This window comes from Mixta sp. Marseille-Q2659, assembly GCF_940807255.1.
Lineage (GTDB): Bacteria > Pseudomonadota > Gammaproteobacteria > Enterobacterales > Enterobacteriaceae > Mixta.
On the sequence record NZ_CALNWY010000015.1, the window covers coordinates 14,678 to 36,879 of the forward strand.

At 55.8% G+C, this 22,202-nt stretch carries 19 protein-coding genes and 1 pseudogene; 7 read left to right on the plus strand and 13 right to left on the minus strand.

Translation table 11 applies throughout. The features are described 5' to 3' along the window. Nucleotides 1-75: 75 nt before the first annotated feature. Together P3C52_RS12165 and ghrB are read left to right on the plus strand one after the other, a co-directional pair. The gene (locus tag P3C52_RS12165; RefSeq protein WP_275555259.1) at nucleotides 76-1,362 is read left to right on the plus strand and encodes an MFS transporter; all 1,287 of its coding nucleotides are present in this window, start codon (nucleotides 76-78) and stop codon (nucleotides 1,360-1,362) included. Between the two features lie 74 nt (nucleotides 1,363-1,436). Beyond that, the gene (gene ghrB / locus P3C52_RS12170) at nucleotides 1,437-2,411 is read left to right on the plus strand and encodes a glyoxylate/hydroxypyruvate reductase GhrB (RefSeq protein ID WP_275555260.1); all 975 of its coding nucleotides are present in this window, start codon (nucleotides 1,437-1,439) and stop codon (nucleotides 2,409-2,411) included. 54 nt (nucleotides 2,412-2,465) lie between these two features. Here the strand turns inward: ghrB and P3C52_RS12175 are convergent, their stop codons facing one another. Next, a complete protein-coding gene (locus P3C52_RS12175) occupies nucleotides 2,466-3,674 on the minus strand; it encodes an aldose 1-epimerase family protein (RefSeq protein WP_275555261.1) in 1,209 nt (402 codons plus the stop codon). 319 nt (nucleotides 3,675-3,993) lie between these two features. Here P3C52_RS12175 and P3C52_RS12180 point away from each other — a divergent pair, with 319 nt between their 5' ends. Together P3C52_RS12180 and P3C52_RS12185 are read left to right on the plus strand one after the other, a co-directional pair. Beyond that, nucleotides 3,994-5,247: a valine--pyruvate transaminase gene (locus P3C52_RS12180; protein ID WP_275555262.1), complete on the plus strand. Its 1,254-nt coding sequence runs from the start codon at nucleotides 3,994-3,996 to the stop codon at nucleotides 5,245-5,247. A 305-nt stretch (nucleotides 5,248-5,552) separates the two neighbouring features. After that, entirely contained in the window at nucleotides 5,553-6,467 is a 915-nt protein-coding gene (locus P3C52_RS12185; RefSeq protein WP_275555263.1) for an EamA family transporter, read from the plus strand. A 55-nt stretch (nucleotides 6,468-6,522) separates the two neighbouring features. On the opposite strand, the gene ibpA is transcribed toward P3C52_RS12185, so the two are convergent. After that, the gene (gene ibpA, locus P3C52_RS12190; RefSeq protein ID WP_249892768.1) at nucleotides 6,523-6,939 is read right to left on the minus strand and encodes a small heat shock chaperone IbpA; all 417 of its coding nucleotides are present in this window, start codon (nucleotides 6,937-6,939) and stop codon (nucleotides 6,523-6,525) included. Nucleotides 6,940-7,249: 310 nt separating this feature from the next. Between ibpA and P3C52_RS12195 the strand changes: the two genes are divergently transcribed. Then, a complete protein-coding gene (locus P3C52_RS12195) occupies nucleotides 7,250-7,618 on the plus strand; it encodes a YceK/YidQ family lipoprotein (protein WP_275555264.1) in 369 nt (122 codons plus the stop codon). Here P3C52_RS12195 and P3C52_RS12200 read toward each other — a convergent pair. From P3C52_RS12200 to yidA, 9 genes and pseudogenes are all read right to left on the minus strand, one after another. Further along, nucleotides 7,599-8,861, minus strand: a complete 1,263-nt coding sequence (locus P3C52_RS12200) for a DUF3748 domain-containing protein (protein ID WP_275555265.1) — start codon at nucleotides 8,859-8,861, stop codon at nucleotides 7,599-7,601. The two genes, P3C52_RS12195 and P3C52_RS12200, sit on opposite strands and share 20 nt — an antisense overlap. 60 nt (nucleotides 8,862-8,921) lie before the next feature. Beyond that, a complete protein-coding gene (locus P3C52_RS12205; RefSeq protein WP_275555266.1) occupies nucleotides 8,922-9,857 on the minus strand; it encodes a 2-hydroxyacid dehydrogenase in 936 nt (311 codons plus the stop codon). A 13-nt stretch (nucleotides 9,858-9,870) separates the two neighbouring features. Continuing rightward, nucleotides 9,871-11,181, minus strand: coding sequence for an MFS transporter (locus P3C52_RS12210; protein WP_275555267.1), 1,311 nt, complete (start codon nucleotides 11,179-11,181; stop codon nucleotides 9,871-9,873). 141 nt (nucleotides 11,182-11,322) lie between these two features. Beyond that, nucleotides 11,323-12,659, minus strand: a pseudogene (locus P3C52_RS12215) (MFS transporter). 141 nt (nucleotides 12,660-12,800) lie between these two features. Next, the gene (gene dgoD / locus P3C52_RS12220) at nucleotides 12,801-13,949 is read right to left on the minus strand and encodes a galactonate dehydratase (protein WP_275555268.1); all 1,149 of its coding nucleotides are present in this window, start codon (nucleotides 13,947-13,949) and stop codon (nucleotides 12,801-12,803) included. After that, the gene (locus P3C52_RS12225; RefSeq protein WP_275555269.1) at nucleotides 13,946-14,563 is read right to left on the minus strand and encodes a 2-dehydro-3-deoxy-6-phosphogalactonate aldolase; all 618 of its coding nucleotides are present in this window, start codon (nucleotides 14,561-14,563) and stop codon (nucleotides 13,946-13,948) included. The genes dgoD and P3C52_RS12225 overlap by 4 nt, the downstream gene beginning before the upstream one ends. After that, entirely contained in the window at nucleotides 14,547-15,431 is an 885-nt protein-coding gene (locus P3C52_RS12230; protein ID WP_275555270.1) for a 2-dehydro-3-deoxygalactonokinase, read from the minus strand. The genes P3C52_RS12225 and P3C52_RS12230 overlap by 17 nt, the downstream gene beginning before the upstream one ends. Beyond that, on the minus strand, nucleotides 15,428-16,117 hold the full coding sequence (gene dgoR, locus P3C52_RS12235; protein WP_275555271.1) for a D-galactonate utilization transcriptional regulator DgoR: 690 nt from the start codon (nucleotides 16,115-16,117) through the stop codon (nucleotides 15,428-15,430). The genes P3C52_RS12230 and dgoR overlap by 4 nt, the downstream gene beginning before the upstream one ends. 288 nt (nucleotides 16,118-16,405) lie before the next feature. Next, nucleotides 16,406-17,218 (minus strand): sugar-phosphatase, encoded by an 813-nt coding sequence (yidA, locus tag P3C52_RS12240; protein WP_275555272.1) that lies wholly within the window; start codon nucleotides 17,216-17,218, stop codon nucleotides 16,406-16,408. Nucleotides 17,219-17,679: 461 nt separating this feature from the next. On the opposite strand from yidA, the gene P3C52_RS12245 reads away from it, so the two are divergent. Together P3C52_RS12245 and tssD are read left to right on the plus strand one after the other, a co-directional pair. Then, the gene (locus P3C52_RS12245) at nucleotides 17,680-18,372 is read left to right on the plus strand and encodes a hypothetical protein (RefSeq protein ID WP_275555273.1); all 693 of its coding nucleotides are present in this window, start codon (nucleotides 17,680-17,682) and stop codon (nucleotides 18,370-18,372) included. Between the two features lie 238 nt (nucleotides 18,373-18,610). Beyond that, entirely contained in the window at nucleotides 18,611-19,090 is a 480-nt protein-coding gene (gene tssD, locus P3C52_RS12250) for a type VI secretion system tube protein TssD (protein WP_275555274.1), read from the plus strand. Nucleotides 19,091-19,300: 210 nt separating this feature from the next. On the opposite strand, the gene P3C52_RS12255 is transcribed toward tssD, so the two are convergent. Both P3C52_RS12255 and gyrB read right to left on the minus strand, forming a co-directional pair. Further along, nucleotides 19,301-19,699, minus strand: a complete 399-nt coding sequence (locus P3C52_RS12255) for a YidB family protein (protein WP_275555275.1) — start codon at nucleotides 19,697-19,699, stop codon at nucleotides 19,301-19,303. Between the two features lie 91 nt (nucleotides 19,700-19,790). Next, a complete protein-coding gene (gene gyrB / locus P3C52_RS12260) occupies nucleotides 19,791-22,199 on the minus strand; it encodes a DNA topoisomerase (ATP-hydrolyzing) subunit B (RefSeq protein WP_275555276.1) in 2,409 nt (802 codons plus the stop codon). Nucleotides 22,200-22,202 lie beyond the last annotated feature (3 nt).

Sequence of the window (22,202 nt, forward strand, 5' to 3'; positions counted from 1 at the left end):
GCGACAAACGTACCCTATAACGCTGCATTCCGCTGACATCGCCAGCGGAATGCGCCCTCAACAGAGGATAAGCTCATGAACAAGCATACAATCGCGCCGAAACGCTGGTGGTATATCATCCCCATCATTTTCATCACCTACAGCCTGGCGTATCTCGATCGTGCAAATTTCAGTTTCGCTTCCGCAGCCGGGATTAATGAAGATTTAGGCATTACCAAAGGCATGTCCTCTCTGCTGGGCGCGCTGTTTTTCCTCGGTTACTTTTTCTTCCAGATCCCCGGCGCAATGTATGCCGAACGCCGCAGCGTGAAGAAGCTGGTGTTCTGGTGTCTGGTGCTGTGGGGCATTTGCGCTTCGCTGACCGGCGTGGTCAGCAATATTCCGATGCTGGCGGCGATCCGCTTTATTCTCGGCGTGGTCGAAGCGGCGGTAATGCCAGCGATGCTGATCTATATCAGCAACTGGTTTACCAAGTCGGAGCGCTCGCGCGCCAATACCTTTTTGATTCTCGGCAATCCGGTGACGGTGCTGTGGATGTCAGTGGTCTCCGGCTATCTGATTAACGCCTTCGGCTGGCGTGAAATGTTTATTTTTGAAGGCATTCCGGCGGTGATCTGGGCGGTGCTGTGGTGGTTTATGGTGCAGGATAAACCGTCCCAGGCGCGCTGGCTGAGCAATGAAGAAAAAGCCGCGCTGGAAGAACAGCTGCGCAAAGAACAGGAAGGTATTAAGGCGGTACGCAACTATCGTGAAGCCTTTAAATCACGCAACGTGATCATTCTTTGCGTGCAGTATTTCGCCTGGAGCATCGGCGTGTACGGCTTTGTGCTTTGGCTGCCGTCGATTTTACGCAACGGCACGCAAATGGGCATGGTTGAAGCGGGCTGGCTCTCCGCCGTGCCTTATCTGGCCGCCACCATTGCGATGATCGTGGTGTCCTGGGCCTCCGACCGGATGCAGAACCGTAAGCTTTTCGTCTGGCCTTTACTGCTGATCGGCGCGCTGGCATTCCTCGGCTCGTGGATGGTCGGCTCCAGTAATTTCTGGCTCTCCTACAGCCTGCTGGTGATTGCCGGTGCCGCGATGTATGCGCCTTACGGCCCGTTCTTCGCCATTATTCCTGAGATGCTGCCGCGCAACGTAGCTGGCGGCGCCATGGCGCTAATTAACAGCATGGGCGCGCTGGGTTCGTTTGTCGGCTCCTGGATTGTCGGCTACCTTAACGGTGCAACCGGTAGCCCGGCAGCTTCTTACATCTTTATGGGCGCGGCCTTGTTGGTTTCGGTTTTCCTGACGCTGATCGTCAAACCGGCGGAGAACAAGCAGCCCCCCTCGCCCCATCGCGCGGCCAGGCACGCCTGAGTAGTCGCGCGTAAAGGCCGGGCTTGCCCGGCCTGTTCCGTTTTTGCCTTTCCCCTTTTTAGATGGAGCCTGATATGAAGCCTGAAGTGGTACTGTACAAATCCCTGCCGGATGATTTACGCGCTCGCCTCGACGAGCATTTTACCGTGACGGCGGTTAAGGGCCTGACGCCGGAAACCGTACAGGCGCAGGCGGAGGCTTTTGCGCGTGCCGAAGGCATGATCGGCTCCAGCAGCCCGGTAGACGAAGCGCTGCTGGAGAAGATGCCGAAGCTGCGCGCCGCCTCGACCATTTCCGTGGGCTACGATAATTTCGACGTGGACGCGCTGAATCGCCGCGGCATCGTACTGATGCATACGCCTACGGTACTGACCGAAACCGTCGCCGACACCATGATGGCGCTGGTGCTGAGCAGCGCCCGCCGCGTGGTGGAAGTGGCTGAGCGGGTTAAAGCGGGCGAATGGCAGCGCAGCATTGGGCCTGACTGGTTCGGCGTCGATGTGCATCATAAAAAAATGGGTATTCTCGGTATGGGCCGCATCGGCCTGGCGCTGGCGCAACGCGCGCATCTCGGTTTCGGCATGCCCATTCTTTACAATGCGCGCAAGCATCACGAGGAAGCTGAATCACGCTTTAATGCGCAGTATTGCGATCTCGATACGCTGCTACGCGAATCGGATTTCCTCTGTATCAGCCTGCCGCTGACCGAACAGACGCACCATATGATTGGCCACGAACAGCTGGCGAAAATGAAGCCGAGCGCCATCTTAATTAATGCGGGCCGCGGGCCGGTGGTGGATGAGCAGGCGCTGATCGCGGCGCTGAAAGATAAAACGATCCATGCCGCCGGCCTGGATGTGTTTGAGCAGGAGCCGCTGCCGGTTGATTCTGAACTGCTGAAGCTGCCTAACGTGGTGGCGCTGCCGCATATCGGCTCTGCCACTCATGAAACGCGTTACGGTATGGCGCGCGATGCGGTTGAAAACCTGATTACCGCGCTGACCGGCAAGGTCGAGAAAAACTGCGTTAATCCACAGGTGCTGCGCTAAGCAGTTTGCCCTGCGGCAAGCGATCGCCCGCTGCGGCGATCGCGCTTATTACCTTTATTCCACCGCCAACGGTTTCTCGTCCAGCTGCGGTGCGCTGTCGCCCTGCAACGTTTTAACCCGCTGCTCTACCTTCTGTACCGCTTCGGCATCTTTCAACAGCGAATAAGTCAGCGTAAATGCCTGGCTTTGCCCCGGCTGCAGCTGTTTTACACGTCCCTGTTCTTTCTCGATGGTGACCGGATAAGCATAGTTTGTACCCGGCTCAATACCGGTTACATAACCCTGTTTCAGCGTATCGGTGTTTTTCCATAAGGTCAGCAGCGGCAGCTGATGCGTATCAAATTCAATGGCCGCGCCCTTATCGCCTTTACTGTTGATAACCGCCGCCACCGTTTTTCCCTGTGCATCCGCCAGCGGCGTCAGGTTAAAGACCATCTCATCGAAACCTTTGGTCGGCGCGTCGTAGCGGTTCCACGCTTTCAGGCCCTGCTTCGCATAGTCATTAAAGGGAGAAACGCTTTTTACCGGAGCGATAAAGCGGGCATCTTTTTCCAGAATCGGCGTGCCGAAGTTACTGTGATAGATGATTTGGTAATCCTGCGGATAGTCACTTTGGTTGGTCAGTTCATCATGAATGGTAAAGCTGTCGCTGCCCGGCACATAGCGCAGCTCGGTCCAGGTGCTGAGCTTCGCCTTTTTAAAGGTGTGTTCTTTCAGTAAGCCGCGAATACGAATTTCATGCGGTGCCCGATCATCAACCACGATCTCTATCCGTGAAGCAGGCGTGTTGCCCGCCTTGCCGTGCAGCGTGTACAGCATGCCATCTTTGTTAACCGGATGCCCCGTCCATTCAAAGCCGCAGCGCACCATCATTTCGTTGAAACCATCCAGCCAGCCGAGACCGTTACGGCTTTCCAGATTGATATAAGCGGGATTGACCACCTCATCGACCGGCGAATCCCAGCCCATACGTACGCCATGTCCATTCACATGCAGCAGATCCATGCCGCGGCTGGGGCTCAGAGCGATGGTAAGCCCGTTTTCACTGCGCAGTGTGATGACTTTGCTACCTTCCTGTTTACCGCCGTGCAGAACTTTCTGCTCAATGCTGAAGGACTGACCGTCCAGCTTCAGCTGTTGGCTGCTGATGCTCCAGTTACCCTTTTCCATGCCGCTTTCAGCATCCGTCAGCAACCATGACTGCGCCAGTACAGGCGTGGAAAACAGCATTGCTACCGTTACTGCCACCAGAGATTTTTTCATTTGTTCGTTCCTTTAGCTGAATTGATTTAGCCAAACAGCCCGCAGGTTACAAATGCAGGATCGGAAAAACAGTGATGACAGTCACCCGTGCGTTTTTCGCCCAACAATTCAACAAGAAAATGCGATTGTTAACACATTTTTAGATAAGTTGTTGCAGTTTATCGGTGTGAAAACGTGATCGAGGCTGGTTAAAGCTTTATACGTTTCAGCTTTTACTGACGTGGCTTATGGGTACGGCTGGCAGGGTAAGCCGTTTGCATCGCTCACCGCCTGGCGGTAAGGTATTTGCACACTTGCCCATTACATTTGATTTACAGCTATGAGCTTCTCTCTCTTCGGTGACAAATTTACCCGCCATACCGGCATCGCGCGCTTAATGGAAGACCTGGATGAAGGGTTACGCAATCCCGATGCGGTGATGCTCGGCGGCGGTAATCCGGCACAAATCCCCGCCATGGATGACTATTTTCATCAGCTTTTGCTGCAGATGCATCAGGACGGCAAACTGACCGGCGCGCTGTGCAATTATGATGGCCCGCGCGGCAAAGCCCTATTGCTGGAGGCGCTGGCGACGCTGCTACGGGAGGAATTGGGCTGGCAGATCACGGCGAAGAATATTGCCCTGACCAACGGTAGCCAGAGCGCCTTTTTCTATTTATTTAATCTGTATGCCGGTCGGCGCGCTGACGGTACGAAAAAGCGCGTACTGTTTCCGCTCACGCCGGAATATCTGGGCTATGCCGATGCCGGACTGGATGAAGATCTCTTTATCGCCGCGCGTCCTAATATTGAACTGCTGCCGGAAGGACAGTTTAAATATCATGTCGATTTCGATCATTTGTCGATAACCGAAGAGATTGGGCTGATTTGCGTTTCGCGCCCCACCAACCCTACCGGCAATGTGATCACCGATGAGGAGTTGCTCCACCTCGATATGCTGGCGCAGCAGCACGACATTCCGCTGCTGATCGATAACGCTTATGGTCTGCCTTTTCCGGGCATTATCTTCAGCGAGGCGCGCCCGCTGTGGAATCCCAACATTATTCTCTGCATGAGTCTGTCGAAGCTCGGGCTGCCGGGCGCACGCTGCGGCATTATCGTGGCGGATGAGAATGTGATCGACGCCATCAGCAATATGAACGGCATTATCAGCCTGGCACCAGGCAGTATTGGGCCTGCTATCGCCACGGAAATGATTCAGCGCGGCGATCTGCTTCGGCTGTCAGAAACGGTGATTAAACCTTTCTATCAGCAGCGTGTGCTGGATACCGTCGCCATTATTCGCCGCTATCTGCCGGAAGATCGCTGCCTGATCCATAAGCCGGAAGGGGCCATTTTTCTCTGGTTGTGGTTCAAAGATTTGCCTATTACGACTGAATTGCTTTATCAGCGTCTGAAGCAGCGCGGCGTATTGATGGTGCCTGGACACTTTTTCTTCCCCGGCCTGGCGCAAGACTGGCCGCATACGCACCAGTGTATGCGCATGAATTATGTGCCGGACGGCGAGAAGATTGAGCGGGCCGTGAAGATTCTGGCGGAAGAGATCGAGCGCGCCTGGACAGAACTGGCGTAGCGGATTCAGGTAGCCGTTAACCATCTAATACGATGAACCAGGGTGGAGAGTTCCACCCTTTATTTTTACGTCCGAAAACGGATAACCAGCCTGAGCCTTTGTCCGTTATCGTCTTCTCTTCCTTCTTACTAACAGAATATTATGCTCCTGCTTCACACAGGCTTCTGTTAAACCTTCTGCAGTTACGGTCCAATTCTTCGCCAGATCGCCGTTTTGCCGCTCTCCGCAAACTGCGCATAGTAAACCAGCTGGTTTGCGCGTAAGTTAATTAACAATTGATTAACGTCAGAAAAGCTGGAGAAAAAATGTCCGTCAAAGATCTGTTGCTGGCGCTGTGCGTGGTGATCGCCTGGGGTGTTAATTTCGTAGTGATAAAGGTCGGGCTGCATGATATGCCGCCATTTCTGCTGGCCGCCCTGCGCTTTGCGCTGGTGGCGCTGCCCGCGATCTTCTTTGTACGTCCCCCCAAAGTCCCGCTGCGCTGGCTGGCGCTTTACGGTCTGACGATCAGCTTCGGTCAGTTCGCCTTCCTGTTTTTGGCCATTAAGTTAGGTATGCCTGCGGGCCTGGCATCGCTGGTGCTGCAGGCGCAGGCTTTCTTTACGCTACTGCTCGGGGCGCTGTTTCTGGCGGAAAAGCTGCGCTGGCATCATGTCGCCGGCATTGTTATCGCCTCAGGCGGTATGTTTCTGTTAGCAACCACCAGCGATGACGTTCATACCACCAGCGGTTTGACGCTGACTACGCTGTTGCTGACGCTGGCCGCCGCGTTCTGCTGGGGAATGGGCAATATCACCAACAGGATCATTATGCGTAACGGTAGCGTGCCTATTATGTCGCTGGTGGTCTGGAGCGCATTAATTCCGGTTGGACCGTTTTTGGTCTGCTCATGGCTGTTCGAAGGGCCGGACGCCATTACTCACAGCCTGTTGAATATTCAGCTGGAAACGGTGCTGGCGCTGGTTTACCTGGCGTTTATCGCCACCATTGTAGGCTACGGCATCTGGGGTACGCTACTGGGGCGTTATGAAACCTGGCGCGTGGCGCCGCTCTCGTTGCTGGTGCCGGTGTTTGGCATCCTGAGCGCCGCGCTGCTGCTGGGCGAAACCCTCTCGATGCGCCAGATTATCGGCGCGCTGATTATTGTGATCGGACTGGTAATGAATGTTTTCGGCGGGCGCTTAATGCCGCTGCGGATCCGGCGCGCGCAGCACGATTAAGGGTTGGCGAAGTCAGAAACAATAACGCCGCGTTTCCGCGGCGTCAGGTTGGCGATTAGCTGAGGATTTCGATACGGCGCGGTTTCATCTCTTCCGGCACGATACGTTCCAGATCGATGTACAGCAGGCCGTTTTCCAGGCGGGCATCACGCACCACAATGTGGTCGGCCAGCTGGAATTTGCGTTCGAAATTACGTTCGGCAATGCCCTGATAGAGATATTTACGCTCGTTCTGCTCTTCGGGATGCGCGCCACGCACGATCAGCATGTTGTCGTGGGCGGTAATATCCAGCTCGTTCTGAGCGAAACCGGCCACGGCAATAGTAATGCGATAGTGGTTTTCCGCTACCAGTTCAACGTTGTACGGAGGGTAACCGCCGTTGCTTTGATTTTGATTGGATTCCAGCAGGTTGAACAGACGATCGAAACCGATGGATGAACGATAAAGCGGAGAAAGGTCAAAGTTACGCATAATGCAAAAGCTCCTGATTTTCAGCGAGTGGGTTAATCTCAGCCTTCCGTTATGGACAGGCTGTCAGGTCACGCAGGCGAACCCTTCCGGCGAATGCCGCGCTGACCGTGCTAATAAAATGGGGATAGCTGACAAACTTTCAAGCGCGCTTTTGCGATTTTTTTAAGCAAACAACACAGAATGTCATACACTCAGGGGAACATATCGTCATGCAACAGGCGTGAGCCACCACAGAGTGACCCGGATTTTCCCCGCCGCAGACGAAAAATCTCAGCCAGGCACCTCGCTATGACTGAAGGGATGGTAAAAGATGAAAGCAATTTATAAATACCGTTTGGCCGGGCTATTAGCCTGTAGCGCATTAGTCGGTACTTCCGGCTGCTCCAGCATGATGTCACACACCGGCGCCAGCCAGGGTTATTATCCCGGCACGCGCGCCAGCGCGGAAATGCTGACTGACGATCAAAGCAGCTGGGCGCTGAAGCCGCTGGCGCTGATCGATCTGCCTTTCTCCGCCGTTCTCGATACTGTTTTGTTGCCGTGGGATTATCTGCGCGCCGACGACAGTCAATCCATCGATTCGCCGCGCGCCCGCGTTATTGAGGCTGAGCGGTTGGCGAAAACTCAGGAAAACCTGGCGCAGGCCGCGCCGCTGGCGATTAACTCACCGCAACCGTAAATATCTGCCGATAGCCGTCAACCTCCTGCATAAAGGCGATCTGGCGGCCATCGGGCGAGAACACCACCGCGTCGCCTGACGGCGGCACGGCGCTGCGCGGCGTCAGGCGACGCATTTTACCGCTCTGGCTGTCGCACAGCGTCACGCTGTTGTCGCAGATAAACGCCAGCTGGCCGCCCGCCGGATGCCAGCTAAACGCCGACTGAATAGCGTGCGCGCTCCGGGTTATCTGCCGCGGTTCGCCGCCGCAGGGCGAAACGCTCCACAGCTGCACCACGCCCGCCTCATCGCACATCAGAAAAGCAATTTCGCTGCCGTCCGCGTTGCTGCGCAGCCAGTGGCGCGGCTGGGTCGCAAGGCCGGGATAGCGGCGCTGGTGGGTAAAGGTCAGCCGCCGCTGCGTTACGCCGCGCGGCGGCGCAGGCAGTTGGGTTTCCGTCCCTTCCAGGGGCGCGTCGCCAGGCTGCGCATAGTCGCTCAGCTTTTCCGGCAGATCGACTACAAACACTTCCGGCACGACATCGCCGTTTTCCGCCCGCGTATCGCCGATAAAGGCCAGCGCCCAGCGCTGGCGGCTGCCTTTCGGGCATAAATAACCCTGTTCGCCAATCCAGCCCTCTTCATACGCCCGATTAATCTCATCGCTGCCCGGCTGCGGCGCGGAGGTGGTTTTGCTCACCAGCACGCAAAAATGGCTGCCGTCATACTCGCGTGGATGCTGTTTTGGCGGGCAAACCGCATGCAGCGGCACGGCCACGCCGACGTTGCGTAAATCTTCCCGCGAGTCCCACTCGTGCATCACATGATCGTTATAGGTAAAGCTGATGCGGCTGCCGTCCGGGCTGAAAACATGAACGTGCGAGCCGCCGCGCAGCGCGCCCGGCGTAAAAGGCGGCGTAATATCGCAGGCGTCGAGATTTTCCGCCACGCCGTTCTGAATAATCACGCCGCGACGATGATGAAAGTCATAGCGCCAGCTGGCGTCGGGATGTTCCGGCCCATGAATGCAGACGTAGCGCGGCGGCATATCGGGGCTGACGGTTACCACGCCGACATGCGCGCCGTCGCGCGCCTGATAGAGGATCTCCGTCGCGCCGCTCTCTGCGTTGACGCGTTCGATGGTCAGGCCGGTAAAGGAGGCGCCGGAAGGACGCACGTCATAGACCAGCCACTGGCTGTCGCCAGTCCAGACATTGATGTTGGTCAGCTGATGGTTGCGCGGGGCGAAAGTAAGCTGTTTCATAAATAAAAACCCTGAGGCGACGAAGTATCGCTTCAGGGTAAAAGATTCACGGCTAAAAACCTATCGGGGAACCGGCGTAATCAATGGTTGGCCGCTAAACCACGCGTCGATATTTTCCAGCACCAGCTGCGACATAGCGCGTCGTGTCTCCCTGGTGGCGCTGGCCATATGCGGCGTGACGACGACATGGTCGCGCTGCCGCAGCGCGGCGGGAACGTGAGGTTCATTGGCAAACACATCCAGCCCGGCGCCGGCGATAGCGCCGCGATCCAGCGCGTCGATAAGCGCATCTTCATCCACTACGCTGCCGCGCGAAATATTGATTAACATGCCCTGCGGGCCCAGCGCGTCGAGGATCGGCCGGTTCACCTTGCCCTGCGTCTCTGCGCCGCCCGGCACGCACACCATCAGAAAATCGCTCTGCTGCGCCAGTGCGCGCAGGTCGTCGATATAACGCCACGGCAGGCTGCTATCCGGCCGACGACCGTGATAAGCGATATCCATAGCGAACGCCTCGGCGCGGCGGGCGATCGCCTGACCGATGCGTCCCATGCCGAAAATGCCAAGGCGCGCGCCGGAAACCTTGCGCGTCCAGGGAAAACCGCCGTCCGGCCAGCGTTCCTGCTCGATAAATTTATGCGCGGCGACGATATTGCGCGACGTCGCCAGTAGCAGGCCGATAGCGAGATCGGCCACGTCATCCGTCAGCACGCCCGGCGTATGGGTTACCGCCACGCCGCGATCGCGCGCCGCCGCCACGTCCACGCCGTCGTAACCGACGCCGAATACCGCAATCAGCTTCAGCGCAGGCAGCGAAGCGATAAGATCGCGCGTGACGACCGCTTCGCCATTGGTGACCAGCACCGTCACCTCCCCGGCGATGGCGGCTAAATCAGCACGCGACATGCGCGTCAGCTCATGCAGATCGTAGCGTTCGTTCAGCGCGGCGGTAAGCGCATCCGGCAGGCTGGCCTGTTTCAGTACTTTCTGGTTCATTTTTATTCCTGCGTTAAGAGGGATGGGAAGCGGTCTGTTCCGCGGCACGCGGGCGCGCCGGACGCGACACCAGCACGCCGATAACGCCGCCGAGTATCAGCGCCGCCGCCACGATCAGCAGACCATAGTGATAGCTGTTGGTCGCATCTTTGATTTTTCCCAGAATCGGCGGCAGTCCCAGCCCGACGAAGTTCGCCACGGTGTTAATAAAGGCGATCGAGGCGGCGGCGGCGACGCCTGCCAGCTTCTCGGTAGTGACCGCCCAGAAAATCGGCGTCAGCGCGAAATTAAAGCCCACGGTCAATACCAGCAGCAGATACGCTACCAGCAGGTTGCTGGTGTAGATGGCGATAGCGAGCGACACGCCGGAGATAATCAGCGGCAGACCGAGATGCCAGCGCCGCTCGCCAGTGGTGTCGGAATGGCGGCCGTTCAGGTACATAAACAAGCAGGCGGCGATAAAGGGCACGGCGGAGAGCAGGCTCACCACCAGGTTGCTCTGCTCATTCGCCATACTTTTAATAATCAACGGCAAAAACAGGGTAATGCCGATAGAGCCAAACGCCTGCAGAAACCAGACCAGGCTCAGCAGCAGCACGGTTTTGTTTTTCAGCGCGCTGTGCCAGCTGTGATGGCTGCCAACCTCAACGCTGGCGTTATCGCGCGCCAGCTGCGCGTTGAGCCAACTTTTTTGCGCGCTGGAAAGCCAGGCGGCATGATCGGGCGTTTGCGGCAGCCGCCACAGCACCAGAACGCCCAACGCTACCGCCGGCACGCCCTCAATAGCAAACAGCCAACGCCAGCCGGCGATATCGGCGATGCCATGCATATTCAGCAGCGTGCCGGAAAGCGGCAGGCCGATAATCGACGCCATTACTGAACCCATATAAAAGAAGGACATCGCCCGCGCGCGGTTGCTTTTCGGGAACCAGCAGGAGATGTAGTAGATAATGCCCGGCGTAAAGCCCGCTTCCGCCATGCCCAGCAGAAAGCGCATCACGTAAAGCTGGGTCGGCGTCTGTACCAGCGACATGCCAGCGCTGACGATGCCCCAGGTGATCATGATGCGTGCGATCCATACGCGGGCGCCTACCTTTGTCATAATTACATTGCTGGGAATTTCGAAAATAATGTAGGAGATATAGAACATCCCCACGCCCAGGCCGTACATGCTGGCGCTCAGGCCGAGGTCGGCGTTCATTTGCAGCGCCGCGATAGAAATATTGGTTTTATCGAGATTGGCAACAAAATAGCAGATGATAATAAAAGGAATAATTTTCGCGTTTAGCTGCCGTAAGGTTGTAGCGTACAGATCGCTATTCATAGCGTAATCCTCGCGATACCGTTTATAAGCGACTGATCAACGGTTAGGTTTTATCGTAATAACGTCGTTACCGTCCGCGGCTGCCGGACGGTAACGCGCCTGATGCGATCCGTCGCCTGCTGGTATGCTCCTCTGCCGGGCTTAGCCCACGCGCTTCACCTCCCCTACCAGCAGGATGTAAGAAAGCGCGCCGACCAGCGCCACCGCGGAGATATAGACCAGCGCCGGGCCAAAACCGTAGCCCTGCGCCAGATAGCCAATCACCAGCGGCACGGTAATGCCGCCCAGCCCGCCGACAAAGTTGAATACCCCGCCGGTCAGGCCGATCAGACGCATCGGCGCCAGCGAAGACACCAGCGACCAGGTAATCGACGCAAAGCCGTTGCCGAAGAAGGCGACCGCCATCAGCGTCATGATCCATACCGGGTCGTTGGTGTAGTTCGCGCCCATGATGCAGGTCGAAATAAGCAGCCCGCAGATAATCGGCGTTTTGCGGGCCATGCCGAGCGATCGCCCGTTACGCACCAGGCGATCCGCCACCCAGCCGGAGAGCAGCACGCCCACGAAAGCTGCCAAAAACGGCACCGTTGTCATAAAGCCCGCCTTCAGCGCGGTAATACCTTTTTCCTGCGTCAGGTAGTTGGGGAACCAGGTAAGGAAAAACCAGAGCGTAGAGGTAACGGCGAACTGGCCAAGATAGACGCCGATCAGCTTGCGGTGGAAAACCAGCTTCCAGTCAGCGCGCGAGAGCGGCTGGCGTTCCGCCTTTTGCGCCGGCGCATCGCCGTCCACCAGCCCGCCGCCGTCGCGAATGTAGTCCAGCTCCGCTTTGCTGAGGCTTTTCGTCAGGCGCGGCGGCTGGTAAACCTTCAGCCAGACCAGTGACCAGATAATGCCGATGCCGCCGGTGATGATAAACACCCAGTGCCAGCTGAGTACTTCCTGAATCCAGATGAGCAGCGGCGTCAGAAACGCCAGTCCGACGAACTGCCCGGAGGTGTAAAAGCCAACTGCCGAGGCGCGCTCCCGCTCCGGAAACCAGCTGGTTACCATGCGGTTGTTGGTGGGAAAGGCTGGCGCCTCAAAGACGCCGGTGATAGCGCGCAGGCCGATCAGCGACATCAGCCCGCTGGCGAAGCCCTGCAGTAGCGTAGCGACCGACCAGCCGAAAATAGCGATAAAGTAGGTCAGACGTGAGCCGACACGATCGAGAAACCAGCCGCCCGGGATCTGGCAAAGCGTATAAAGCCAGGCGAAGGCGGAAAAGACATAGCCCATTTCCGCTTTGCTGATGCCAAACTCTTGCTGAATATGAGCCGACGCCACCGCAAGATTGGCGCGGTCAACGTAACAGATAACGACAGTAATAAAGATCATTACCAGCGTCAGATAGCGGCGACGCCCGGTTTTAACCGCGGTTACGGGTATATCCATAATAACCTGTCTCCAGATTTTGGCATGGCGAAGCCGCTCACCATGCCCTGTGGTTTACAGAGGGTGTTGGAATAAGCAATTTTTTATTTATTAAGCGAGGGCGTTAAATAGTTCGCGTCGTTTTATCCTGACGCAGGAAATAAATGTCGCCTTGCCTTTTATATAACGTTAAATCGCGTGCGCGCTTACCATTCGGCGACGGAACCGTCATGATGACGCCATAACGGGTTACGCCAGTCGGCATTATTCTGGCTGCGCGCGATCACCTGTTCTTCGTCGATCTCCACGCCCAGGCCCGGCTTCATTAATGGCAGGAAGTAGCCGCCTTCCATTTTGAAGTCCTCTTTGTTTTTCACAAAGTCGAGCAGCTCGGCGCCCTGGTTATAGTGAATGCCCATGCTCTGCTCCTGGAAAACCGCGTTGCGCGAGACAAAGTCGATATGCAGGCAGGCCGCCAGCGCAATCGGTCCCAGCGGACAGTGCGGCGCCAGGCCGACATCGTACGCTTCCGCCATTGCAGCGATTTTGTAGCATTCGGTAATGCCGCCTGCATGCGACAGATCCGGCTGCAGAATGGCCAGCCCACCCGCCTCCAGCACGCGCTTAAACTCAAAGCGCGAGAACATGCGCTCGCCGGCGGCGACAGGAATCGAGGTCTGCGCCGCCAGGCGCGGATAATATTCCGCCTGTTCCGCCAGCACCGGCTCTTCAATAAATAGCGGACGATAAGGCTCCAGCTCTTTAATTAATATTTTCGCCATCGGCGCGCTGACGCGACCGTGAAAATCGAGGCCAAATTCAATATCCATGCCGAACGCCTCACGGATCTGCGCCACGGTATTTACCGCCGCATCTACTTTGCGCGCGTTATCAATCACGCCCAGCTCTTCGCAGCCGTTCAATTTAAAGGTGTCGAAGCCGATCTGGCGCAGCGTCTGAATACCGTTGATCACTTCCGCCGGACGATCGCCGCCGACCCAGCTGTAGGCTTTGATTTTGTCGCGCACCAGGCCGCCCATTAGCTGCCAGACCGGCGCGTTCAGTACCTTTCCTTTAATATCCCACAGCGCCTGATCGATACCGGCGATGGCGCTCATCAGGATCGGGCCGCCGCGATAAAAACCGCCGCGATACATCACCTGCCAGAGATCGTTGATGCGCGACGGATCCTGGCCAATCAGGTATTCGCCGAGTTCATGCACCGCCGCCTCAACCGTGCGGGCGCGTCCTTCAATTACCGGTTCGCCCCAGCCGACCACGCCTTCATCGGTTTCTATCTTGAGAAACATCCAGCGCGGAGGTAAACGCCAGGTGGTGAGTTTGGTTATTTTCATTGCACTGCCTCTCGATACGCTTTAACGAATGCTTGCGCCTGCTCCGCGGTACGGCTCAGAGGCTGCCCTGCGCGATAGAGATCGCTGCCCAACCCGGCACCGATACAGCCGGCCTTCAGCCACTGCGCCAGATTGTCCGGCGTCACGCCGCCCACGGCGAAGACCGGAATATCCGACGGCAGCACTGCTTTCAGCGCCTTGATGTAATCGGGCCCAAAGGCGGAGGAAGGAAAAATTTTCAGCGCCTGCGCGCCCGCTTCAATAGCGTTGAACGCTTCGGTCGCCGTGGCGCAGCCGGGGCAGACGCTCATGCCGTAATCGACCGCGCGTCGGATCAGCGCTGGCTGAATATTCGGCGTGACAATCAGTTTGCAGCCCATCTCCGCCAGCTCGTCGACCTGCTCGGGTTTCAGCACGGTGCCAGCGCCAATCAGCGCCCGATCGCCAAATGCCCTCACCATCGCCGGGATGCTGGCGTGCCACTCCGGCGAGTTGAGTGGGATTTCCACCGCCTCGAATCCGGCATCAATTACCGCCTCAACGTGATCGTGCGCCTCCGCTGGCGTGATGCCGCGTAAAATAGCGATAAGCGGAAGTTTATTCTGCCACTGCATGAACGATGCTCCTTATGCCTGCCTGAAATGCGGTATCGCCTTCCAGCACCTGCGCGTGGATGTTCAACACGCTGAGCGCCTGCCGGTAACGTTCGGCAAGCGCCTGACCGGCGACGATAGTAACCGGCTGCTGACTGTCTGGCCGCCACTGGCTTACCATGCTGGCCACTTCGTTGCCAATCAGCAGCCCTGAGAGAAATTCACTGACCTGCTCGCGCGCCAGCGCGCCCAGCACATGGGCGGCACGCACTTCAAACAGCCCGGCCAGCGGCGCATCGGTTTCCAGCCCCTGCGCCAGACCGGCCTGAAAAGCCTCGTGGCTTTTCTCCTGCGCGGGCAGCCCGGCGCCCACCAGCGAATGCGTCAGCAGCAGGTGGTGAAGCTCGCCGGTCATGACGGTGCGGAAATCGCTGACCTGCTCGTTATCGGCGCGTACCCATTTGCAATGGGTGCCAGGCATGATGTAGAGCGGCGCTGGCTGTAATGCGCGCGCGCCCAGCAGCTGCGTCTCTTCGCCGCGCATGACGTTGCGGTTGTTTTCATGCTGTACGCAAAGTCCGGGAATGATAAAAACGTTCGGCGCCACGGTAGTGAGCTGACGGCCGAAGTCGCTGAAGCGGGCCGGACAAGGAATATAAGGAGCCACTTTCCAGCCAGCGTTGCTGCCGACCATGCCGGCCATGATTACCGGCGTGGCGGCGTCGCGCCAGCCCTGGGTGATTTCCGCTAACACCGCGTCGGGGGAACGGCCGTTAAGGCGGGTAACGCCCGCCTCCGATTTTCTGCTCTCCTGACATTCGCCGTGCTGGAATAGCCAGGCACGCAGATTGGTCGAACCCCAGTCGATAGCGATGTAGCGTGATGTCATGTAATTTCCTTGAGTCTCCGGGTAGAGCTGGCGATCATCGTCAGCGCCGCCTGCTCCGCCGCCTGGCTGTCCTGATGCCGTATCGCATCGTACAGCGCCTTATGTTCCTGCAGGGTTTTCGGCATATTGGCCTCGTCGCCCATCCAGGTTCGTTCGAATACTGCGCGCTGCAGAGAGCTAATCGCCACGCTCAGCTGCTGCAGCAATGGGTTATGCACTGAAGCCAGCACCGCTTCGTGATAGCGGATATCCGCTTCGTTGAACGCTTCACGGTTCTGGTTGTTGGCGATCATCTCGTTCAGCGCCAACTCAATCTGCGCCAAGTCGCTGGAGGTAGCGCGTTCCGCCGCCCAGCGGGCGATGGCGGGTTCCACCAGATTGCGCACTTCGCTCATGGCGGCAATCAGCCGCGGGTCGTCGTCATGCTCCAGCACCCACTGCAACACTTCGGTATCCAGGTAATTCCACTGATTGCGCGGCGCGACAAATGCCCCGCGATAGCGCTTCATCTCAATCAGCCGTTTCGCCATCAGCGAACGAAAAACTTCGCGAATGATATTGCGCGAGGTAGCGAACTCTTCGCACAGCTCAGCTTCCGCCGGCAGCGCCGCGCCCGGAACATACTTGCCGCTGACAATCTGACGGCCCAGCGTAACGATGATGCGATCGGTTTTTGTGAGGGTCATGCTGCGTCCTTATCCAGAAAGGGAATGCCCTCTACTTTAACGCGGCTGTTCTTTTTCGCCTCTGTTTTGCAGTACAAACTTCACGCCTTCATCGCGGTTAACAGTGGCTAATGTAGTACAATAAATATAGGTTGTACTACAATCTTGATCACAAAAACGACAATATACAAAAAAGGATATTGCTGCGGGGAACGCGCATGGAAAGGGAAAGCGGCGGGATGAGGCAAAGCAGAGGGGCCGCCAGCGTTCAGGCTGACGGCCCCTTTCGTTACGATGGGCTAAGCGCGCTTAACGCAGGACGAACTTTTCAATGGCGTGCGCTACGCCATCTTCTGCATTGGTTTTGGTGACGAACTGGCTAACGGCGATAACTGAATCAATCGCGTTACCCATTGCCACGCCGGTGCCGGCATATTCAATCATCGCCAGATCGTTTTCCTGATCGCCAAGCGCCATAATTTCATCGCGCGACAGCTGCAGCTGCTCTGCCAGCGCATGGACGCCGGTGCCTTTATTGACTTTCTTATGGAGAATTTCCAGGTAGTAAGGCGCGCTTTTCATAATGGTGTAGTTCTGCTGCGCTTCCTGCGGCAGGCGGGCAATGGCCGCATCCAGCAGTTCCGGCTTATCAATCATCATCACTTTCGGGAAAGTCAGCGTACGATCCATCTCTTCGACTGCGCGGTAGCGCACCGGAATGCCGGTCAGATACGCTTCGTGAATGGTGTATTCGCTGATGTCTTTATTAGCGGTATAGAGCGAGGATTTATCCAGCGCCTGGAAATGGACGCCCAGCTCGCGCGCCAGCTGTTCAAACTTCAGGTAGTCATCAAAGGAGAGCGTGGTTTCCGCTACGCAGTCGCCGTTAACCGCACGTTGAACCAGGGCGCCGTTGTTGGTAATGCAGTACTGGCCTTCCTGCTGAAGATCCAGCTCCATCAGATAACGCTCTACACCGATGTAAGGACGTCCGGTAGTCAGCACGATATGCACGCCCTGGTCGCGCGCCCGGCCAATGGCTTCTTTCACGCGCGGGGTAATCTGGTGCTGCGGGTTAAGCAGCGTGCCGTCCATATCAATCGCAATCAGTTTTATCGCCATAGCGTCCTCGTCAGTTTTCGGTTTGCTTTAATGCTAGCGCGATCTCGCTCACGGCGGCCAGTTTGTTTCTGCATGGAAGGGAGAAATGGGAGGAAGGCTGACGTTACGACAGAGATGCATCCTGGATTAGTGTCACTCTCTGCATCATTAACAACGGGAATACGACGATTCCAATGGGAAAAGTTATTAATATGCTGGCGGCCTGCGCAGAATTCGCTGGCGATCTTATTTATTTTCATACAGGCAAAGGCGCGAGCAATAACCAGGATGGCAGGATCTTACGAAATAAATAACTTGATTTACACGCAGGCAGTAGAAAGCGTTATGTCGAATACATGAAAGCGGTTAGCTTTTGTTAAGCGATCTGGCTGAACGATTTTAGTTTCGCAGTCGTCTGTTTAGCAAATTCGTTAACGTAAAAAACATCGACTGGCGTTAATAACAATTAACATGGAGCAGTTATGTATTACAGTAATGAAGTCATCAGCTATCTTCAGGCCAACCGGATTCTGGTATTAAAGCTTGACCATGCAGTTTCTGCCGTCGGTCAGCAGATTACAAATCAAGTTGAAAACTTAGGTAATGGCGCTACCCGACTGCTGTACTATACGTCCTGTTTTACCGATGAATATAACGATATTTGTCAGCAGCAAAAGACGGAGGATCTGCGCTTCAAGAAAGCGGTTAGTCGCATTATCCAGCATGATGACGTTGTCTATGAAATGCTTCGAATTTATTTTGAAGAAATATTTAAATACAAAACTCATGATCAATTAGAGCATATCAAAAAAGCGCTTATGGCCGTGAATGTCCATATCGCTGCCAGCTCCCTTACAGGTGCAGGGTACGCTTTAGCGGTCGCTACCAGCGTCCGTATTGGATCGAATATAAGTATGCAACTTAGTACCCTCACAGGACGTGCCGCGAGTACAGTTGCCGCAGCTGTGGCTGCGTATGGCCTGGTTCAGAAAGCAGCGGATAGTGCCCATCGTCTACATGTCCAATACCCAGCCTATTACTCTGCACTTTATATTCTACAGCTGGAAATGATGTATTTCTTGATTGAACCGGTATTCGAACGCGCGGGCGCACATGAAGCGCAATGGTCGTCTGATTCCGGTATAGTAAACATCATCACTCGGATGATTCAATAAAAATGATTAGATCACTAAAGAAATTTCTTCTGTGGCAACTCAGGTTTTTATCATCGCTGTACGGGCCTGTAATTCTCACGATTATTTTCGCGCTGCTTGAGGAATATTTTTTCCCTGATAGCCCTGTCTGGCCTATAGGCGTATTCGCCATAGTTATGATTGTTATTTTTACGCGTTACTGTAAATGGTGACTGCGCAAATATAGCCGTTATTAAATCATCACTGATAAGGAAATAATATGTCTGCTCCCGCACATTTATGGCTTGAAGATGAAAACGGATCGCCAATTGTTGGCAGTTGTTTAATGCCACTGCGCTCAGGCTCCATCGAATTAAAATCTTTCTCCCATGGTGTCACTATTCCGGTAGATCCGAGCTGGGGAAAACTCACCGCAACGCGCGTTCATCGCCCTATTACCATCGTAAAAGAATTCGATCAGACGACGCCACTTTTGTATCGCGCTGTGTGTGAAGGCCGCACCATGAAGAAAGCGACAATTAAGATGTACCGTATTTTAGAATCTGGCATTGAAGCTGAATATTTCAATATCACCCTGGAAAACGTCAAAATCACGGCGGTTTCACCTTATCTGGCACCAAACGGCATGAGTAGCACTCACCTTGAAACGCTCGAAATGCGTTATGAGGCGATCACCTGGAAGTATACCGAAGGAAACGTTATCTACCGCGACACATGGAACGATCGCGCCTGTGCCTGACAAACGTAGGGTGTAGTCCGGCAGCAACAGCGTGCCATCCATATCGATAGTAATAAACTGGTGAGCTTAAGCGTCTTCGGGATGACAGGATGCGCTTTCATCCTGGCACGATCTTCAGGAAAAACCGTACTCACAATGCGGCAAGCGGGAAGAATGGAAGCACCGTTTCAACACGCCGCAGCATGATGATACGGTGTAAAAACACGCAGATTAGCTGAACAGTTTGCCTTTCAGCAGTTTCATCCCTGCGGTCAGCAGATCGTTATCGGCTGCTTCATGCAGTTCGCCTTTAGGCGAAAGCGCATCGATAATATTCGGCAAATATTGCGCCAACAGAGAAGATGCCGCCTGTGTATCAAGGCCTAATTTTGCGCCAAGCTGAGCCAGCGCCGGGCTGCCAAGAACGGCAAGCACCTGCTCAGCGCTGAGGAATTTGTTCGCCTCCGCGCTGCTCAGCCATGACATCACGATTTCGCCAAAGCCGCCCTGGCGAAATTTTTCCAGCAGCGTCTGGACGCCGCCCCGCTGGTTAACCCAGCTTAATATGGCCTGATATTTAGCCGCATCGCCGTTCAATAACATACCGGCAACCTGATCAAACAATCCCATTTAATGCTCCTTAATTACACTTCAAACGTCCTGTTACAGCCAATGGCTGGATAAAAAAATGCCGTGCAGACGCACGGCATAGATATTTCAGTTAAATATCGATGTTCGCCGCTTTCAGGGCGTTCTCTTCGATAAAGGCGCGGCGCGGTTCGACCGCATCGCCCATCAGCGTGGTAAACAACTGGTCGGCAGCGATCGCATCCTTAATGGTGACGCGCAGCATACGACGGCTGTCCGGGTCCATGGTGGTTTCCCACAGCTGCTCCGGGTTCATTTCGCCCAGACCTTTATAACGCTGTACCGACAGGCCGCGACGCGACTCTTTTACCAGCCACTCCAGCGCCTGCTCGAAGCTCTCTACCGGCTGACGGCGTTCGCCGCGCTCGATATAGGCATCTTCTTCCAGCAGGCCGCGCAGTTTGGCGCCCAGCGCGCAAATTTTGCGATATTCCGGCCCCTGAACAAATTCGCTATCCAGCGGATAATCGGTATCGACGCCATGCGTACGCACGCGCAGTACCGGTTCAAAAATGTTCAGCTCGCGGTTTTCACGCACGCTTGCGACGTAGGTGCTGCCGTGCGCTTCTTTTTCATTGAGCAGGGCAACCAGCGTCTCGATCCACTCGGTGACCGCCTGCTGGTTTTCCAGGCTTTCCAGCGTTGGGTGATAAACCAGCGCATTCAGCAGCGCCAGCGGGAAGCGGCGCTCCATACGTTTGATCATGCGCTGCGTGCTGTTGTAGTCGGAAACCAGGTTTTCCAACGGCGCGCCGCCCAGCGCCGGCGCGCTGGCATTGGTGTGCAGCGTGGCGCCGTCCAGCGCAATGGCGATTTGATACTGATCCATCGCCTCATCATCTTTGATGTACTGCTCCTGCTTGCCTTTTTTCACCTTGTAAAGCGGCGGCTGCGCAATATAAACGTGGCCGCGTTCGATGATTTCCGGCATCTGACGATAGAAGAAGGTCAGCAGCAGGGTACGGATGTGCGAACCATCGACGTCCGCATCGGTCATGATGATGATGCTGTGATAGCGCAGCTTGTCCGGGTTGTATTCGTCGCGCCCGATGCCGCAGCCCAGTGCGGTAATCAGGGTAGCCACTTCCTGCGAAGCGAGCATTTTGTCGAAGCGCGCTTTCTCCACGTTCAGGATTTTACCTTTCAGCGGCAAAATCGCCTGGTTTTTACGGTTACGGCCCTGCTTGGCGGAACCGCCTGCGGAATCACCCTCCACCAGGTAAATTTCAGAGTGCGCCGGATCGCGTTCCTGACAGTCGGCCAGCTTGCCCGGCAGGCCAGCCAGGTCGAGCGCGCCTTTACGACGGGTCATTTCACGTGCGCGGCGAGCCGCTTCACGGGCACGAGCCGCATCGATAATTTTACCGACCACGATTTTCGCATCGGACGGATTTTCCAGCAGGTATTCCGCAAGCAGTTCGTTCATCTGCGATTCCACCGCCGATTTCACCTCGGAAGAGACCAGTTTGTCTTTGGTCTGCGAAGAGAATTTCGGGTCTGGCACTTTCACAGAAACTACGGCGATCAGGCCTTCACGCGCATCATCGCCGGTGGCGCTGACTTTCGCTTTTTTGCTGTAGCCTTCTTTATCCATATAGGCGTTCAGCGTACGGGTCATCGCCGCACGGAAGCCCGCCAGGTGCGTACCGCCGTCGCGCTGCGGAATATTGTTGGTGAAGCAGTAGATGTTTTCCTGGAAACCATCGTTCCACTGCAGCGCCACTTCCACGCCGATGCCGTCTTTCTCGGTGGAGAAATAGAACACGTTGGGATGAATCGGCGTTTTGTTTTTGTTCAGATACTCTACGAACGCTTTGATGCCGCCTTCGTAGTGATAGTGATCGCTTTTATCGGTGCGCTTGTCGATCAGGCGAATGGAAACGCCGGAGTTCAGGAACGACAGCTCGCGCAGACGCTTCGCCAGGATTTCATATTCGAAATCGGTAACGTTGGTAAAGGTCTGATGGCTTGGCCAGAAGCGCACGCGCGTACCGGTCAGATCGGTTTCGCCGGTAATCGCCAGCGGCGCCTGCGGCACGCCGTGAACATAGGTTTGCTGATGGACTTTGCCTTCGCGACGAATGGTCAGCTCCAGCTTTTCAGACAGCGCGTTGACCACCGAGACGCCTACGCCGTGCAGACCACCGGAAACTTTATAGGAGTTGTCATCAAACTTACCGCCTGCGTGCAGAACGGTCATGATCACTTCCGCCGCCGACACGCCTTCTTCCGGGTGAATGCCGGTAGGAATACCGCGTCCGTCATCCTGTACCGAAACGGAGTTATCGGCATGAATGGTAACGACAATCTCTTTACAGTGGCCTGCGAGCGCTTCGTCGATGGCGTTATCCACGACCTCGAATACCATGTGATGCAGACCGGTGCCGTCATCCGTATCGCCGATATACATTCCAGGGCGTTTGCGTACCGCATCAAGCCCTTTCAGGACTTTGATACTTGAGGAGTCATAAGAATTCGACATCAA

Coding starts and splice junctions, on each gene's coding strand:
- P3C52_RS12245 (WP_275555273.1), top strand. CDS start 17,680: ATGTATTACAGTAATGAAGTCATCAGCTATCTTCAGGCCAACCGGATT.
- P3C52_RS12225 (WP_275555269.1), bottom strand. CDS start 14,563: ATGCAGTGGCAGAATAAACTTCCGCTTATCGCTATTTTACGCGGCATC.
- ibpA (WP_249892768.1), bottom strand. CDS start 6,939: ATGCGTAACTTTGACCTTTCTCCGCTTTATCGTTCATCCATCGGTTTC.
- P3C52_RS12195 (WP_275555264.1), top strand. CDS start 7,250: ATGAAAGCAATTTATAAATACCGTTTGGCCGGGCTATTAGCCTGTAGC.
- dgoD (WP_275555268.1), bottom strand. CDS start 13,949: ATGAAAATAACCAAACTCACCACCTGGCGTTTACCTCCGCGCTGGATG.
- P3C52_RS12175 (WP_275555261.1), bottom strand. CDS start 3,674: ATGAAAAAATCTCTGGTGGCAGTAACGGTAGCAATGCTGTTTTCCACG.
- yidA (WP_275555272.1), bottom strand. CDS start 17,218: ATGGCGATAAAACTGATTGCGATTGATATGGACGGCACGCTGCTTAAC.
- P3C52_RS12180 (WP_275555262.1), top strand. CDS start 3,994: ATGAGCTTCTCTCTCTTCGGTGACAAATTTACCCGCCATACCGGCATC.
- gyrB (WP_275555276.1), bottom strand. CDS start 22,199: ATGTCGAATTCTTATGACTCCTCAAGTATCAAAGTCCTGAAAGGGCTT.
- P3C52_RS12205 (WP_275555266.1), bottom strand. CDS start 9,857: ATGAACCAGAAAGTACTGAAACAGGCCAGCCTGCCGGATGCGCTTACC.
- dgoR (WP_275555271.1), bottom strand. CDS start 16,117: ATGACCCTCACAAAAACCGATCGCATCATCGTTACGCTGGGCCGTCAG.
- P3C52_RS12185 (WP_275555263.1), top strand. CDS start 5,553: ATGTCCGTCAAAGATCTGTTGCTGGCGCTGTGCGTGGTGATCGCCTGG.
- P3C52_RS12200 (WP_275555265.1), bottom strand. CDS start 8,861: ATGAAACAGCTTACTTTCGCCCCGCGCAACCATCAGCTGACCAACATC.
- ghrB (WP_275555260.1), top strand. CDS start 1,437: ATGAAGCCTGAAGTGGTACTGTACAAATCCCTGCCGGATGATTTACGC.
- P3C52_RS12230 (WP_275555270.1), bottom strand. CDS start 15,431: ATGACATCACGCTACATCGCTATCGACTGGGGTTCGACCAATCTGCGT.
- P3C52_RS12255 (WP_275555275.1), bottom strand. CDS start 19,699: ATGGGATTGTTTGATCAGGTTGCCGGTATGTTATTGAACGGCGATGCG.
- tssD (WP_275555274.1), top strand. CDS start 18,611: ATGTCTGCTCCCGCACATTTATGGCTTGAAGATGAAAACGGATCGCCA.
- P3C52_RS12210 (WP_275555267.1), bottom strand. CDS start 11,181: ATGAATAGCGATCTGTACGCTACAACCTTACGGCAGCTAAACGCGAAA.
- P3C52_RS12165 (WP_275555259.1), top strand. CDS start 76: ATGAACAAGCATACAATCGCGCCGAAACGCTGGTGGTATATCATCCCC.